18 protein-coding genes and 1 tRNA gene are annotated in these 16,029 nt (G+C 25.8%); 11 read left to right on the top strand and 8 right to left on the bottom strand.

From position 1 onward, the window contains the following. Positions 1 to 38 precede the first annotated feature (38 nt). Genes hisB through ACQY31_RS04820 form a run of 7 tightly spaced genes read left to right on the top strand, consistent with a single transcriptional unit; the run spans position 39 to position 3,870 of the window. On the top strand, positions 39 to 629 hold the full coding sequence (hisB, locus tag ACQY31_RS04850) for an imidazoleglycerol-phosphate dehydratase HisB (RefSeq protein WP_428079046.1): 591 nt from the start codon (positions 39 to 41) through the stop codon (positions 627 to 629). Positions 630 to 634: 5 nt separating this feature from the next. Further along, positions 635 to 1,261: an imidazole glycerol phosphate synthase subunit HisH gene (gene hisH, locus ACQY31_RS04845; RefSeq protein WP_428079044.1), complete on the top strand. Its 627-nt coding sequence runs from the start codon at positions 635 to 637 to the stop codon at positions 1,259 to 1,261. Continuing rightward, positions 1,261 to 1,986: a 1-(5-phosphoribosyl)-5-[(5-phosphoribosylamino)methylideneamino]imidazole-4-carboxamide isomerase gene (gene hisA, locus ACQY31_RS04840; protein WP_428079042.1), complete on the top strand. Its 726-nt coding sequence runs from the start codon at positions 1,261 to 1,263 to the stop codon at positions 1,984 to 1,986. Before hisH ends, hisA begins: the two co-directional genes overlap by 1 nt. Beyond that, positions 1,979 to 2,734: an imidazole glycerol phosphate synthase subunit HisF gene (hisF, locus tag ACQY31_RS04835; protein WP_428079041.1), complete on the top strand. Its 756-nt coding sequence runs from the start codon at positions 1,979 to 1,981 to the stop codon at positions 2,732 to 2,734. Before hisA ends, hisF begins: the two co-directional genes overlap by 8 nt. A 1-nt stretch (position 2,735) precedes the next feature. After that, positions 2,736 to 3,008, top strand: coding sequence for a phosphoribosyl-ATP diphosphatase (gene hisE / locus ACQY31_RS04830; protein WP_428079039.1), 273 nt, complete (start codon positions 2,736 to 2,738; stop codon positions 3,006 to 3,008). Further along, positions 3,005 to 3,370, top strand: a complete 366-nt coding sequence (locus ACQY31_RS04825) for an HIT domain-containing protein (protein WP_428079038.1) — start codon at positions 3,005 to 3,007, stop codon at positions 3,368 to 3,370. Before hisE ends, ACQY31_RS04825 begins: the two co-directional genes overlap by 4 nt. After that, positions 3,367 to 3,870 carry a GNAT family N-acetyltransferase gene (locus tag ACQY31_RS04820; RefSeq protein WP_428079037.1) on the top strand — a complete coding sequence of 168 codons (504 nt, stop codon included), beginning with the start codon at positions 3,367 to 3,369 and terminating at the stop codon, positions 3,868 to 3,870. The genes ACQY31_RS04825 and ACQY31_RS04820 overlap by 4 nt, the downstream gene beginning before the upstream one ends. Here ACQY31_RS04820 and ACQY31_RS04815 read toward each other — a convergent pair. After that, entirely contained in the window at positions 3,867 to 4,412 is a 546-nt protein-coding gene (locus tag ACQY31_RS04815; protein WP_428079035.1) for an outer-membrane lipoprotein carrier protein LolA, read from the bottom strand. The genes ACQY31_RS04820 and ACQY31_RS04815 overlap by 4 nt on opposite strands. Further along, positions 4,412 to 6,496, bottom strand: coding sequence for a DNA translocase FtsK (locus ACQY31_RS04810; RefSeq protein WP_428079033.1), 2,085 nt, complete (start codon positions 6,494 to 6,496; stop codon positions 4,412 to 4,414). Before ACQY31_RS04810 ends, ACQY31_RS04815 begins: the two co-directional genes overlap by 1 nt. Positions 6,497 to 6,558: 62 nt before the next feature. Here ACQY31_RS04810 and ACQY31_RS04805 point away from each other — a divergent pair, with 62 nt between their 5' ends. After that, the gene (locus tag ACQY31_RS04805; protein WP_428079031.1) at positions 6,559 to 7,635 is read left to right on the top strand and encodes a ubiquinone biosynthesis protein UbiB; all 1,077 of its coding nucleotides are present in this window, start codon (positions 6,559 to 6,561) and stop codon (positions 7,633 to 7,635) included. On the opposite strand, the gene ACQY31_RS04800 is transcribed toward ACQY31_RS04805, so the two are convergent. Together ACQY31_RS04800 and ACQY31_RS04795 are read right to left on the bottom strand one after the other, a co-directional pair. Next, positions 7,636 to 8,280 carry an LON peptidase substrate-binding domain-containing protein gene (locus ACQY31_RS04800; protein WP_428079029.1) on the bottom strand — a complete coding sequence of 215 codons (645 nt, stop codon included), beginning with the start codon at positions 8,278 to 8,280 and terminating at the stop codon, positions 7,636 to 7,638. A gap of 8 nt (positions 8,281 to 8,288) precedes the next feature. Further along, positions 8,289 to 9,614 carry a tetratricopeptide repeat-containing sulfotransferase family protein gene (locus tag ACQY31_RS04795; protein ID WP_428079028.1) on the bottom strand — a complete coding sequence of 442 codons (1,326 nt, stop codon included), beginning with the start codon at positions 9,612 to 9,614 and terminating at the stop codon, positions 8,289 to 8,291. Between the two features lie 94 nt (positions 9,615 to 9,708). On the opposite strand from ACQY31_RS04795, the gene ACQY31_RS04790 reads away from it, so the two are divergent. From ACQY31_RS04790 to ACQY31_RS04780, 3 genes are all read left to right on the top strand, one after another. Further along, complete coding sequence (locus tag ACQY31_RS04790; RefSeq protein WP_428079026.1) at positions 9,709 to 11,337, top strand: tetratricopeptide repeat-containing sulfotransferase family protein; 1,629 nt, start codon at positions 9,709 to 9,711, stop codon at positions 11,335 to 11,337. 61 nt (positions 11,338 to 11,398) lie between these two features. Beyond that, positions 11,399 to 11,473: transfer RNA gene (locus ACQY31_RS04785), tRNA-Gly, on the top strand. 6 nt (positions 11,474 to 11,479) lie between these two features. Then, positions 11,480 to 11,827 carry a 4a-hydroxytetrahydrobiopterin dehydratase gene (locus tag ACQY31_RS04780; RefSeq protein WP_428079024.1) on the top strand — a complete coding sequence of 116 codons (348 nt, stop codon included), beginning with the start codon at positions 11,480 to 11,482 and terminating at the stop codon, positions 11,825 to 11,827. Here ACQY31_RS04780 and purH read toward each other — a convergent pair. From purH to ACQY31_RS04760, 4 genes are read right to left on the bottom strand one after another with little or no spacing between them, the layout of a single operon-like run. Further along, entirely contained in the window at positions 11,817 to 13,352 is a 1,536-nt protein-coding gene (purH, locus tag ACQY31_RS04775; protein ID WP_428079023.1) for a bifunctional phosphoribosylaminoimidazolecarboxamide formyltransferase/IMP cyclohydrolase, read from the bottom strand. The two genes, ACQY31_RS04780 and purH, sit on opposite strands and share 11 nt — an antisense overlap. Then, entirely contained in the window at positions 13,352 to 14,977 is a 1,626-nt protein-coding gene (locus tag ACQY31_RS04770; RefSeq protein WP_428079021.1) for a heparinase II/III domain-containing protein, read from the bottom strand. Before ACQY31_RS04770 ends, purH begins: the two co-directional genes overlap by 1 nt. 4 nt (positions 14,978 to 14,981) lie before the next feature. Next, entirely contained in the window at positions 14,982 to 15,641 is a 660-nt protein-coding gene (rpe, locus tag ACQY31_RS04765; RefSeq protein ID WP_428079019.1) for a ribulose-phosphate 3-epimerase, read from the bottom strand. Positions 15,642 to 15,669: 28 nt separating this feature from the next. After that, positions 15,670 to 16,026 carry a hypothetical protein gene (locus tag ACQY31_RS04760; RefSeq protein ID WP_428079017.1) on the bottom strand — a complete coding sequence of 119 codons (357 nt, stop codon included), beginning with the start codon at positions 16,024 to 16,026 and terminating at the stop codon, positions 15,670 to 15,672. Between the last annotated feature and the right edge of the window lie 3 nt (positions 16,027 to 16,029).

The following is a 16,029-nucleotide window of genomic DNA, read 5'->3' as shown; positions in this document are numbered from 1 at the left end:
GATATAGTTGGATTAAGTATGTATACAATTTAAATTATATGGTTAGAAAAGGAAAAGTTTCTCGAAAAACTAAAGAAACCAGTATTAATGTTGAGTTAAACATTGATGGTAAAGGCAAATACCAAATTGATACAGGAATAGGTTTTTTAGATCACATGCTTGAACAACTATCAAAGCATTCTCTATTTGATCTAAAAGTAAAAGCAAAGGGTGATACTCATATTGATCTTCACCACACAACAGAAGATACAGGAATTGCAATTGGCGAAGCTTTAAAAAAAGCTGCAAAAAAATTTGTAGGCATCAAAAGATATGCACACATAGTTATTCCAATGGATGAAACGCTGACTAGAGTCGCAATAGATGTTTCAAATAGGCCTTATTTAATTTGGAAAGTAAAATTAAAGGTTGAGAAACTTGGTGAGATGGATACAGAACTATTTAAAGAATGGTTCCAAGCATTTTCACAGGCCGCAGGTATTACAATGCATGTTGAAAATATTTATGGTGATAATAGTCACCACATAATTGAGTCTTGTTATAAAGCATTAGCAAGATCATTAAGAGAGGCATTAGAGATAGATCCTAGAAGTAAAAAGAGCATTCCATCAACTAAAGGCTCATTATAAGTTTAATGAACGTCACTATTGTTGATTATAATTCGGGCAATATAAGTTCGGTAATAAACTCGTTTAACGAAGTTGCCAAAAATAAAGTAAATATCGAAGTAACCTCAGATTTAAATAAGATTAAATCTTCCGATAAAGTAGTTTTGCCAGGGCAGGGTTCGTTTAAAAGTTGTGTTGATGCACTTAATAATATTAACGGTTTAGTAAATGTATTAAATGAATTTGCAATAAGTAATAAAAAACCACTACTAGGAATTTGTGTTGGTTTACAAATGTTTGCGGACATAGGTTTTGAAGAAACAGAAACAAAAGGACTTGGTTGGATTTCTGGTAAAGTATCAAAAATAGACAATCAAAATGGAAAATATAAACTTCCACACATAGGATGGAACGAAATTAATATAACCAAAAATAGTAAAATTTTTAAAGATATAGAAAATAATTCTCACATGTATTTTGTTCACAGTTATGAGTTTGTTCCAGAAGATAAAAATGTAATCTCAGCTACAACTGATTATTCTTCAAATATTGTTTGTTCTGTTGAAAAAGAAAATATTTTTGGAACACAGTTCCACCCTGAAAAAAGCGATAAAATTGGACTTAAAATAATTGATAATTTTATAAATTTATAATGAAAATATTCCCAGCAATAGATATTAAAGACAAAAAGTGTGTGAGGTTAGTAAAAGGAGACCTTGATAATAAAACTGAATATGAAATGTCTCCAGTAGAGCAAGCTGGAAAATATAAAGATCATGGTTTTAAAAACTTACACGTAGTTGATTTAGATGGGGCATTAACTGGTGAAACAGTTAATTTAGATATTATTCAAGAAATAGTTACTAAATTTGATCTTAAAATTGAGATTGGTGGAGGTTTAAGAAGTTTTGAAAGTATTCAGAAATATATTAATGCTGGTGTTGAAAAAGTTATTTTAGGAAGCGCTGCTATTAAAGATAAAAATTTTTTAAAAGAAGCTTGTGAAAATTTTCCAAATAAAATTGCGTTAGGTTTAGATGCTAAAGATGGCTATTTATCTGTCTCTGGGTGGAAAGAAAATTCTAACAAATTAACTTTAGATTACTTAAAAGAAGTGAATGATTTTGGTGCAAGTAGACTGATTTATACTGATATCAATAGAGATGGGATGAAGCAAAGTCCTAATTTTGAAGAGACATTAAAAGTTGCCAATACTTCTAATTGTCCTGTAATTATATCGGGTGGAGTCTCATCAATTGAGGATATTAAAAAAGCTAAGGAGTTAAATAATAGTAATATCGAGGGTATAATAGTTGGAAAAGCTATCTATGATGGCGATATTAAATTAGACGAATTAGTCAAAGAGTTAGATGCTTAAAAATAGAATAATACCCTGTTTAGATGTTAAAAATGGTCGTGTTGTTAAGGGCATAAATTTTGTAGATTTAAAAGATGCAGGTGATCCTGTTGAGCAAGCTAAAATTTATTCTGACGGTGGAGCAGACGAAATTTGTTTTTTAGACATAACTGCATCAAATGAAAATAGAGATACAATTTATTGTGTTGTCGAGAAAACTTCAAAAAAATGCTTTGTTCCATTAACAGTTGGAGGAGGCGTTAGAAGTGTTGATGATATAAATAAATTACTTAATTGTGGAGCAGATAAAGTTTCTATTAATACTGCAGCGGTTCAAAATTCAGAGGTAGTAGTTGAAAGCTCAAAAAAATTTGGTTCACAATGCATTGTGGTAGCTATTGATGCTAAAAGAAATGCTAATAAATGGGAAATTTTTACACATGGTGGAAGAAACAATACCGGAATTGATGCAATAGAATTTGCATCAAAAATGGAAAGTAGTGGAGCAGGCGAGTTGCTTGTTACGTCTATGGATAGAGATGGCACACAAGTAGGTTATGATATTGAGCTTATGTCTAAAATTTCATCTAAGGTAAATATTCCTGTCATTGCATCAGGTGGAGTAGGGAACTTAGATCATTTAGTTGATGGAATTAAATTAGGAAATGCAAGTGCAGTATTAGCAGCATCAATATTTCATTATGGAAAATACTCCGTAAAAGAAGCGAAGGAATATCTGGATTCAAAAGGAATACCTGTTAGAATTTAATATGCTTAATACATTAGAAAATTTAATTAAACTTGCAAGAGAGAGAAAAACTAACCCAGTTGAAGGCTCTTATACAAATAAATTACTTACTAATAAATCTTTAAGTAAAGCTAAAGTCTTAGAAGAAATTGATGAATTAATTGAAGCTATAGAAGAAAATACAAACAAAATACACGAAGCTGCTGATGTATTTTACCATTTATTAATGTATTTAGAAGCTAATGATGTGAAAATTGAAGAAGTAATGGAAGAATTAGAAAAAAGAAAAAAATGAGCTACGATGACAATAATATTTTTGCTAAAATTTTACGTGGAGAGATACCTTGTAATAAAATTTACGAAGATGATTATGTTTTGTCATTTCATGATATAAACCCACAAAAGAAAATTCATGCTTTAGTAATTCCTAAGGGGAAATATATAGATCTTGATAATTTTTGTATGAATGCATCATCAGAAGAGATGGTGGGTCTTTTAAAAGGTATTAATATAGTTGCAAAAAAGCTAGGTATATCAACAGAAGTAGGCCAAGGTTATAGGGCACTCGCTAATATTAGTGAACATGGAGGTCAAGAGATACCTCATTTACATTTTCATTTATTTGGTGGTGAACGTGTTGGAAAAATGGTCGAGTGAAAGAAGAAGTTAAAAGAAATTATCTAGAAATAAACTCACTTCATGATTTAAAAGAGGGTGAACAACCTTCAGAAGATTATAAAGTTAATTTAATTGAACCAACTGATTTTCAGTTAAATAAATTTTTTTATAAAAATATTGGTAAAAAACATAAGTGGATTGATAGACTGATATGGACAGAAGAACAGTGGATCAAATATGTATCCAATAAAAACGTCAAAACATTTGTATTGATGAATAAAAAAGATTTGGTGGGTTTTTTTGAATTAATTATCCATCAACATAAAAAAGAGGTAGAGATCGCGTATTTTGGAATATTAGAAGAATATCAAAATAAAAAATTAGGATCATTTTTGTTATCAGATGCCATTAAAAAATCATTCCAAGAAAATGTAGATAGAGTTTGGCTTCATACATGTTCTTTAGATCACAAAAATGCACTTTATAATTATTTAGCAAGAGGAATGAAAATTTTTAAATCAGAAATTGTTCGAATTTAATTTAGAGTAGGGGCTTTGAATATTTTTTGGTCAATAATCTGATTTGACTTAATTGAATAAAGTAGTGTTATGGCAGTATTTTGATAAATATCTTTAGTTTGCCATCCAATTAAATTGTAATTATCTATATCAAAGAAAATCTCAATCGATTGATTGTTTTCCTTTATTGTAAACTTGACTAGAGAATTATTAACGATCTCTTCATTTAATTCGTAAATTTTTTTTAATAAAAAATTTTTATCTAAAATAAAATTTAAGGGTGTTTTGTTTAATGGATACCTGTAATAACTGGAAATTGTTTTTATATACAAAGACTTTCCACTGGAAACAATAATCTTATTTTTTTTATTATATTTACAGAAGATTTTTTTTGGATATTGAATTGTACAATTACCTAATTCGATTTTTCCATTAATATTTTGCTCAAAATCAAAATTTAAATTTGATGTATTCTTTAATTTATTAATTATTTGATTTTTATTGTTCGCGTATACTTGATTAGATAAACTAAAGAGAAAAATTAGAAGAATAAACTTTAGCATTAAAGAACGTCTCTTTTACCTACATGGTTTGCTTTGCTAACAATTCCATCAGCTTCCATCATATCAATTATTCTTGCAGCTCTGTTATAACCAATTTGAAGTTTTCTCTGTAAAAATGAGGTAGAAGCTTTTCCTTCAGATCTAATTATTTCAACAGCTTGTTGATATAATTCATCCTTATCTCCTTGATCTGTATTTGATCCCAACTCTTTTTCATCTGCAAAATTTAAGATCTCATCAATATAATCCGGTTCAGCTTGTGATCTTAAAAAATTGTTAATTTTCTCTATTTCATTATCTGAGACAAATGGAGCATGAATTCTCACTATCCGGTTAGCAGATGACATATAAAGCATGTCTCCCTTTCCTAATAACTGTTCTGCCCCTTGTTCACCTAAAATTGTTCTACTATCTATTTTTGAAGTCACTTGAAAAGATATTCTTGTTGGAAAATTAGCTTTAATTGTACCTGTTATTACATCAACACTAGGTCTTTGAGTAGCCATAATAATATGTATACCCGCAGCTCTAGCCATTTGAGATAATTTTTGAATATAGTTTTCTATCTCTTTTCCTGCCACTAACATTAAATCTGACATTTCATCTACAACCACCACTATGTAAGGCATTGGAAGCTTATGCTTTGCATTGTAACCATCAATATTTCTAACTCCTTCTTTTGTCATCAACCTGTATCTACTCTCCATTTCTTTTACTACCCAACCAAGAACTGACGCAGCTTTTTTAGCTTCAGTTATCACAGGGCAAAGCAAGTGTGGTATGCCTTCATAGGTTGAAAGCTCAAGCATTTTAGGATCAATTAATATAAACTTACATCTTTCAGGAGTGTGACGGTAAAGTAGTGATAAAATAATTGTATTAATGCAAACTGATTTTCCTGAACCTGTAGTACCAGCAATGAGTAAATGCGGCATAGAAGAAAGATCTCCTACAATAGGTTTCCCAGAAATATTTTTACCAAGAGCTATTGGTAATTTTGTTTCTTTTTTTTTAAAATCAGCATTATTTAGAATTTCACTTAGATAAACGTTTTCTCTTGAATTGTTTGGTAATTCAATTCCTACTGTATTGCTACCTGGTATAGTTGAAATTCTGGCAGATTCAGAACTAGTATTTCTAGCAATATCATCTGATAAATTTATAATTTTAGAAACTTTTACACCAGCAGCTGGTTCAAATTCATTGAGCGTTACAACTGGACCATGACTTACTTTCTGAATTTCCCCCTTAACTCCAAAGTCCATTAGAATTTTTTCTAAAAATTTAGGGTCATTTGTTTCATTTTTATTTGAGTTTTCTCTTTCTTTCTTAGTTGGAACTTTTAATAATTCTATTTTTGGTAATTGAAACTTATTTTTAGAGTTTGATTTATTCTCTGCTTTAATAAATGGTAAGTCTTCTTGTATTAAGTTTTTGATTTCCTCTTGAGGAATATATTCACTTATAAGTTCACTTTGATCAGTATATGATTTATTTTCTTTTTTATTAAAAAATTTAAAAATTTTTATTAAAAAATTATAAAATCTAGTAGGGTTGAAATTTACACTTAACAAAAATAAAGTAATTATGAGTATAATTAGAACATAGTAAATTAATGTTTCATTTGTAAGAATTATTGCGTTTAAAAAAGTTTGTCCAAAATAGTCCCCTACAAAACCTCCATTTCCATTTATATAAAGTGTAAAAGCATCAGAATAAAAATGGTTTAAAAATAATGTTCCAATTATACTATATAATATTACTATAAAAGTATTTTCAATTATTAAAAAAAATTCTTTTAATCGAAATATATTGATACCAGTAATTATGTATGTGAAAGATATTAGATAAGCAATGAAACCAAAAGATTGCAAAAATAGATCAGAAATATAACTTCCTTGAAAACCTAATAAATTTTTAATTTCCGTATCTTTAGGAAAAATAAAGTTAGGGTCATCAGGTGAATATGAAAAAAGTGCAATAAATAAAAAAATACCAGCAGAGAAAATTATTATACCAGATATTTCTGCTAATCGCTTTAAAGTAAAATTAAGTAATAAATTAGCTGTTTTTTTAATGTCCATTTATACAAATCAATTATACCACTTTGTATCATCTAATTTTTGTTGTTAAAATTAAAAATAATATGAGGATTTGTTTAATAGGAAGTGGTCTAACTAGTTTAGCTTTAGCTAAAGTTTTAGTTAATCAGAATATACATGTAGATATTTTAAGAGATAAAAAAAAACAAATAATAGATCAATCTAGGACTATAGGTATTACAAAAAGTAATGTTGAATATTTTAATAATAATATAGTCAATATTGATAAAATAATTTGGAAATTAAATAAAATAGAAATTTTTTCTGACAAACTAAATAAAGAAATATTATTGGAGTTTCAAAATAATAATCGAGAACTTTTTTCAATGGTTAGAAGTTTTGATCTTTATAATATTTTAGAAAGAAGCCTCAAAAAAAATAAATTTTTTAAAATACAAAATCAAATAAATTTAGAAAATATTCAGAATAAATACAATCTTTTAATAAATTTAAATTTTACAAATTCAATTGCAAAAAAATTTTTTAGTAAAAAAATTATCAAAAAATATAAAAGCTTAGCTTACACTTTAATACTAGAACATGAGAAAATTGATAATAAGGTTGCAAGACAAATATTTACAAAGATTGGACCTTTGGCATTCTTACCAATTTCTGATAAAGAAACTTCTGTTGTTTATTCTATAAAAAATACTGCTAAAATTAAAAAAGAAAATTTAATAAATCTCATAAACTTACATAATCCAAAATATAAAATTAAAAAAATTAAAAAAATATCTTCATTTGAATTATTCTCTTCAAGTTTAAGAAATTATTATCATAAAAATATCCTAGCTTTTGGTGAACTAATTCATAAAATACACCCTTTAGCTGGACAAGGTTTTAATATGACTATTAGAGATATAAAAATTTTATCAGAGATAATTCAAAATAAAATAGATCTTGGATTACCAATAGATAGTTCTGTAAATCAAGAATTGCAAAAAAATACAAAACATAGGAATTTTATTTTTTCAAACGGAGTTGACTTTATTTATGAATTTTTTAACTACGATGGTAAGACTAATAATAATCTTCTTGTAAATTCTTTAAAATATATGGGAAGTAAAAATTCTATAAATAATTTGTTAAAAAAATTAGCAGATACTGGTTTGAATTATTAGTTATTGAATAGTGTTATTTTCGTAGATATCGTGAGTATATGTTTTTAATATTTCAGCAATTTTGTTTTTTCTAATATCTAAATTTTGAGCTTCTAACAAAACTTGCTTTTCCTCCGAAGAAAAGGGTGACGCCATAGCCAAAGCATTTATTGTTTCATCCAAACTTTGTTTTTCCAGTGCTTTCCAGTTAATGATAAAACCTTTTTTTTCAAAAAGTGATTTTAAGTCTTTAAAAATAAGTTCTAAATCAGAAAACTTAAGATCTTTATTTTTCTCTTGTAAATCATCTAAATAATCTTGGTAACTTACTTCAAGAACTCTATATTTTTTATCAGTGCTAAGTTCCTTAATGGTTTTAAATCTTGAAACACCTTTTAATTCAATTAAATATCTGCCATCTTCTGTTTCTCTAAAACTTGTAATTTTACCTATACATCCTACACTATATAGTTCTGGTTTGTTTATTTGATAACCTGTTGATATTGGTTGTATCATCCCTATAATCTTGTTTGAGTTTATACTGTCATTAATCATATCTATATATCTTGGTTCAAAAATATTTAGTGGAACCGTTGTTTTTGGAAAAATAATAAAATTATTTAAAGGAAAAACCGGAGTAGTCTTTGGTAGATTTTTAATATCCATAAATTTTATTATAATTTGTTTAATAAATAATAGTACGGTTTATATTTTTTATCTTCATATTTATTAATTTTTTCTCTTACTTGTAAAAAACTATTCGTTTTATTATATAATTTTTCATTATTATGAAAATTTAAATAATTTTGATCAATTTTTATATCACAAAATTTTAGAATTCTTTTAACTTCATATTCCTTATTATTTGTTAATTTATCAAGTTTTACATTTAGTATTTTATTTGGGTATTTTTTATTAAAATAATCTATAACTTTTTTATATATATTTACATAATTCATTATAGTCTCAATTTTATGAGACCATGACAATTCTGGTAACATTGATTGATAAATTGCTATAACTGAATCGTTAAAATCTCTATATGTGTGAATAAATTTTGCTTCTGGAAAAAATTTTAAAATAATATCAATATTAAAAAAGTTTTCTAAAGATTTATCAAGAAATTTTTTTTTCTCGAAGCAGTCATACTTTTCAATTAAATTACTTTGGAATTTATTACTATTAAGAAGCAACTTATATTTTTTAAAATTAAAATCTTTAGAATAAATTATTTCTGCTATTTGTTGAAAAATGGATATATTTATTCCATGAAATTCACCATAAGATACTAAATCACTATCATTATGAACAAGAATTGTTTCAACTAAACTTGAGCCAGATCTAGGCAGCCCGACTATAAAAAGATGTTTTTCATTGTTAATATTTTCAATTTTTTGAGGTTCTCCATCAAATTCAATTTTATCGAAATAATTTGAAATTATTTTGTTATAATAAAAATCAGATTGATTATTAAAATTAAAATTAGATTTATAACATTTATCATGGTAAAGATTTAAGTATTCAATTTCTTTTATGATATTACCCCTTCTTTTCTCGTATTTTGATAATATAAAATTGATATAGCTTTTATCTAATATAGATATTGAACTATCTCTTACAAATTCTGTTAGTTTTTTATAATTGTCGTTATTAATATTGTTATCATCTAAAAAAAAAAGACTAAAATAAGCTTTAACATTTTTAGGACTAATTGATAAAACTTGTAATAACTTGTTTTTGGCTTCATTAATTTTTCCTAAACTTTGTAATGAAAGAGCTAAATTAAACAATATATTTACATCATTTGGTTTTATCTCATTACATTTTTTAAAAAAATAATTGCTTTTGTATATATTATTTAGTTCAAAAAAAATTTTTCCCATTTGAAAATTTCCTTTTAAATGATTAGGATTTTTATCTAAAAATTTATTTAAAAAATAAATTGCTTTTTTGTATTTTTTTTTAAAAATAAGTTCTTTAATTGTATCGATTGCAAACATTAATGATTTCCTCTTATATAATATAGAATGATATCTTTTATTAATAGTTTATTATAAAAAATAAATTTTTATAAATAAAATTATAAATTGTCTGATGTATTTAAAATCTGATATAATAAAATTATATAATGAAAAAAATTTCAAAAAAATAAATAAAATCTCAAAACCATTATTAAATAAATTTCATAAAGATATAGATGTATGGAAAATAGTTATATTTAGCCAAATTAATTGTAATAATTTTCATAGTGCAGAAAAAATTACAGAAGAATTGTTAAATTCTTTTAAAACCAAAGATATTTATTACTTATATGGAAATATCTTAAAAAAATTAAATAAAAATGAAGATGCCATGTTGGCTTATAAAAATTCTATAAAATTAGGTGGTTCCTCAGAAGCATATAACAATTTAGCAAATATACAAAAAAAATTGGGTTTATTAAGTGAAGCGAAGGTAAATTATAAAAAATCTATTTCAAGTAATAGAAGAAATTTTCAATCTTTTTTTAACTTAGCAAGTTTATTTCATTTAGAAAAAAAATTTGATGAGGCAATAGAAAATTATAAAAAAGTATTAAATATTAATGAAAATATTTCTGAAGCTTATTTACAAATTGGAAATATTTACGCTACTCTTGGTAAAATTGACCTTGCTGAAATAAATTTCAAATTAGCAATTGAAAAAGATGAAAGAAATTTTCTTTCTTATGAAAATTACTTTTCAATAAAAAAAATTAACCATAATGATCCTATTTATCTCAAACTTAAAAAAATAAATGAAGAAAGAGAGATTAAAGATATTGATAAAGTGACTGTACTAATGGCACTAAGCAAAGTATTATTTGATATCGAAGAAGACACGAATGCTTTTCATTTTTTACAGAAAGCAAAAGAATTACGTTCAAAAAATATTAAATTTTCCATAAAAAAAATAAGTAAAAAATATGAAAGATTAAAAAATATATTTTCTAATATTAATTCTCAAAATTTTTCATTTAAAGACAAATATAATTCTTATCCTATTTTTATTCTTGGCATGCCAAGATCAGGAACTAGTCTGTTAGAACAAATTATCTCAAGTCATTCATTGGTACATGGTGGAGGTGAGTTAGATCTTTTACCAAAAAATATGGATCAATTTGATAACTTGTTAGATACAGATTTAAGATCTTTTATAGAGCAAATTAGAGAAAATTACCTTTCTGATCTGAATAAAATCTCAAAAAAAAAATTTATAACAGATAAATTACCTGGTAATTTTAAATTTGTTGGAATTATCCTTGAGGCGATACCTGAGTCAAAAGTGATTCATATTGAGAGAAATGCGATGGCTGTCTGTTGGTCAAATTATAAATCAAATTTTTTATTTAATAATGGAGCGCACTATACATTTACACAGCAAAATGTTGCTGAATTTTATTCTACTTATCAAGACCTTATAAATTTTTGGAAAAAAAAATATTCTTCAAAAATTATAAATATTAATTATGAAAATTTTGTTCATAATTTTGAAAAAGAAACTCAAAATTTATTTTTAAAATTAGATCTGAGATGGGAGAAAGAAGTTTTAAAATTCTACGAAAATGATAGAGCAGTAGAAACAGCATCATTTATGCAAATTAGACAAAATGTTTTTAGAAATAGTTCAGAAAAATGGAAAAAATATGAAAAATATTTGTCGCCCATGATGCAAACGTTAAAAAAAAACAAAATTAATTTTTAAATATTAAATTTCATTCTTAATACTTGCATTTACAAATACGGCTATTTATAATGATCAATAAGCGGGCATAGCTCAGTGGTAGAGCGTCTCGTTGCCAACGAGAAGGTCGAGGGTTCGACCCCCTTTGCCCGCTCCAAATTTTATGAGTGATGATCTTTTAAGTAAAAAATGTTTGCCTTGTGAAGGAGGAGTGCTTCCTTTTGATATATCTGAAATTCATAAATATCAAAAGAAAGTTGATGGTTGGGATATAACGGAAGATAAAAATAAAATATTCTTTTTATCTAAAAAATTTAAATTTGAAAATTTTATAAAAAGTCAAAATTTTGTTAATCAAGTCGGTAAAATTTCCGAAGAAGAAGGTCATCATCCAGACATAGGTTTTGGCTGGGGTTATGCAGAAATTAAAATTACTACACATGCTATCAAAGGCCTTTCAGAAAATGATTTTATTTTAGCTGCAAAGATAGATAAAATTACTAATGTCTAAAATGTCTTGTCTTAGAAAAGACTAGAATAGTATCTGTTTCGTTTGCAAATTTAATTATTTCTTTATCTCTAATTGATCCAGAAGGTTGAATTACAGCTTGAACTCCCGACTGAACTAATTTTTCAATTCCATCCACAAATGGAAAGAAAGCATCTGATGCTGCAACCAAATTATCTCCAAATAAATTAAATTTTCTCATTTTTTTTATTGCTATCTCACAGCTATCCAATCTACTTGGTTGACCTGATCCAATACCAACAATTGACTCATTTTTTGCAAGAACAATTGCGTTTGATTTGACATATCTACAAACATTGAATGCAAAAACTAGATTTCTAAGCTGCCTAGGGTTTGGTTTTCTTTTAGATACAATTTTAAAATCTTTATTTTTGAATATTTTTAAGTCTTCAGATTGAACTAATATTGCTTCATTTGATGAATTGAATTTTGTAATTTCACTGAGTGAATAATTTGTTGCATCAATTACACGTAAATTTTTTTTAGTTTTAAGTATTTTTAGGGCATCACTATCAAAACCATTAGCAATAATTACTTCTAAAAAAAGTTTATTTAGTTCAACTGCAAGATTTTTTTTTATTTTAAAATTACAAGAGACAATTCCACCAAAAGCGCTTATGGGATCACATGCTAATGCAGATTTATAGCTATCTACAGGATTTGATTTTATTGAAACACCACAAGGGTTTGCATGTTTTACAATTACTGTGCCTTTATTTTTTGGTAATGATTTTGAAATAGTCAAGGCAGCAAATATATCATTATAATTATTATAACTTAGTTGCTTTCCATGAATTTGTTTTAAATTAGTTTTTAAATTTTTTGAATAGTATCCACTGAATTGATGTGGATTTTCTCCATACCTGAGTTTTTCAATTAAATTTGCAGAAAAAACTTTTTTATTTGGCAGGTGTATGTTTGCTTTTTTATTAAAATAGTTTGAGATTATCGAGTCATAGTAAGCAGTTTCTGTAAAAGCTGTTCTAGATAATTTTTCTCTGAAATTTAATGATGTAGCTCCGTTATTTTTATTCATCTCTTCTATTAATTCTTTATATTGATCTATAGATGTAATCACCGTTACATCATTATAATTTTTAGCGGCAGACCTAACCATTGTGGGACCCCCCACATCTATATTTTCAATTATTTTTTTATGATTATTTGTAGTTTCTAAAGTTTTTTCAAAGGGATAAAAATTTACAATTACAAGATCAATATTTTCAAAATTATTTTTTTTTAAGTCATTTAAATGTGTTTTATTATTTCTTTTATTTAGGATACCTGCATGTATTTTTGGGTGTAGGGTTTTAACTCTTCCCTCTAAAATTTCAGGAGAATCTGTAAAATCAGATACCTCTAAACAATTAAATTTTAATTTTTTAATTTCTTTATATGTTCCACCAGAACTAATAATTTTGATATGATATTTTTTTAAAATTTCTAAAATTGGTTTTAAATTTCTTTTATCTGAAACAGAAATAAGGGCTGTCTTTATTTTTTTCATTATATTTTAATTATTTCCCATCTAATTATTTGTTCACTTTCATTGTTCATGCCTGAAATAAAAATATTTTGGTTTTCTTGATATGAATTTTTATTACCGAAATATAAACCATTATCAATATTTATATCATAGTTATCACAACTGAATTGCCAGCCTTCATCTTCTAATTGTATTAATATAAACTTATTATTTTGTGTTTTCATAACTTTAGAGTCAGGATGAAGGTGAAATCTAATATCAAATTTAATTTGCTTATCAGGATTTTTTCTTACCATTTTATCATGACCAATAAATTTAAATTGTTTAGGATAGAATTCTATTTCTCTATGATGATTTAATTTAAACTTTTTGAAATAACCATTATGACTAGCTGAAATTTTCCAATAATTTTTTTCAAAAACTACATTTTTATTTTCAATTTTTAAATCTTTTTGTATGAAAAAATTATCACCAGCTTTAATAAAATCACATGAAGAATAATCTTCAATTGAAAGTGTACTTTGTAAAGCAGTGCTTTTGGAATATTTATTCAGTCTGTTTTTTGGATCTGGATAATATCCAGAATTTGAAATTAATTTTTTATCGTTAGAAAAAATTTCAAAAGATAAAGCGCCTGCCTGATAATTTTTGGTATATACTTTTTCAGGATTTGATCCAATGTCAGCTGCTAGGATAAATTTTTTATTTTGTAATATTGTATATCCAGCTAACTCATTAATTTGATTTTTAAAAGTATATCCAAATCGTTTTAAATATTGGTCAAATTCATTATGATTAGATGAATAATTTCCATTAAAAAAGATATCTTGTTTAATGTTTTGCCATATAAAAGCATAACTGGATCCTAAATAATATATAGTTTCATCAACATATTCTGGAATTGGATTTTGCGATTCTTTAAACCATTCTCTAATAATGATTAGATATTTGAGATAAAAAACTAAATTTTGAATATTTCTTGATTTGGGAAAACCTTGTTTATCTAGAGAGTTTTTGATTAAATTTTTTAATATATTTAAACCACTGTCTAAATAATTTTTCTCATCTTTATACGCTAAACCTGTTAAAATTATTGCAGCACAGCCAATCAGTTTTTCTTCTGTTTCATCTAAATTTTTGATCTCATTTAATAAATGGTTAGTTTGTTTTTGAAGCATATGATTAAAATACAATCTATATTCTTCATTACTATCTTCATAAGTTAACTGATGATTGGAAAGCCAAGCAATAATCCTTTTTGCGGTAATATTGAATTCCCAGATATTTTCATCAAATTTTTCATTCTTAGCAATCCATTTAAGAATAATTGATTGAGTAGTTTCTTTTGATGATTTTAAATCCAAACTAAAAAACCAAAAAAAATTGTTTAGTTTTTTAAAGTCTTTAGAAGAAATATTGTTTGTCCAGATAGTTTCAGTTACAAAATCTTCAATTTTATATTTTTTTTTCTGATACTTTATAATTGAAGATAAAAGATGAGGACTTGGTTTATATTCAAAATTGTTATCAAAAGTTTTTGAAATTCGTTTTTCATAAAAATTTGAATTTTTATATAATTTTTTAAATGAAGATTTTAACTTAAAAAATATTCCATTAGAAAGATTTAAGGAATTTTGAGATTGCATTAACTTATTTTGTTTTTAATAAATTAATATTCTTTTTAATATCTCCATCATTGCTTTTAAAAACCGTTGTACCAGATACAAGAATATTAGCACCAGCTTCAATTGCTATTTTACAATTATCAAAATTTATCCCACCGTCTATTTCAATATCAAAGTTAAGTTTTTCTATTTCTCTAATTTTTTTTAATTGTTTAATTTTTTCTAAAACTTCTGGCATGAATTTTTGTCCACCAAATCCAGGATTTACACTCATTATTAAAACTAAATCAACTTTATCTAAAAGATTTTTTATTAAATTTATACTTGTTTCAGGATTGAGAGAAACTCCTACTTTTTTCTTTAGATCTTTTATTTTATTTATTGAATCTTCTAAATTATCAGTTGCTTCTGGATGCACAGTAATTATATCTGCTCCCGCATCCGCATAAGCTTCTATATATTTATGCACTGGAGAAATCATTAAATGAACATCGAATTTTAATGAACAATGTTTTCTGAGAGCTTTAATTACCGGAGGTCCTATTGTTAAGTTTGGAACAAAGTGTCCATCCATAACATCCACATGAATCATGTCAGCCCCACCTTCCTCAAGTCTTTTAATTTCAGTACCTAATTGGCTAAAATCAGCTGATAAAATTGATGGAGATATTTGTATATTTTTCATTGATATCTAGACTTACTAGTATCAATTTTTAAAATTTAATTGAATTAAAAAATTGATAAATCTGCCTAGAAATTTCACTTTCAAGAGGGAAAGATAACATCCCCATAACCGAATATCCTAAGATCCAAGGCATCAAATAAAATCTAATCATGAAAAAGAACCAAGCTACATAAAGTGGTACTAATGGTTGAATTATGAAAGATGGGGTAACAGGTTTAAAAATTTTTAATAGTGGATTAGTAAATTTTACAAAAGCTTTCATAAAGAAAAAAGTTGAATCTTCTCTTTGAAAGATATTCATTGCAACTCTTCCAACCAAAGTCCACATTATAATTCCAAGAATATAATCAATTATATAAACTAAAGGATGAAAGTTGGCAGACATTAA

Source organism: Candidatus Pelagibacter sp. (genome assembly GCF_965262185.1).
In the GTDB taxonomy this organism is placed as follows: Bacteria; Pseudomonadota; Alphaproteobacteria; order Pelagibacterales; family Pelagibacteraceae; genus Pelagibacter.
This window is presented reverse-complemented; position numbering and strand designations above follow the sequence as displayed.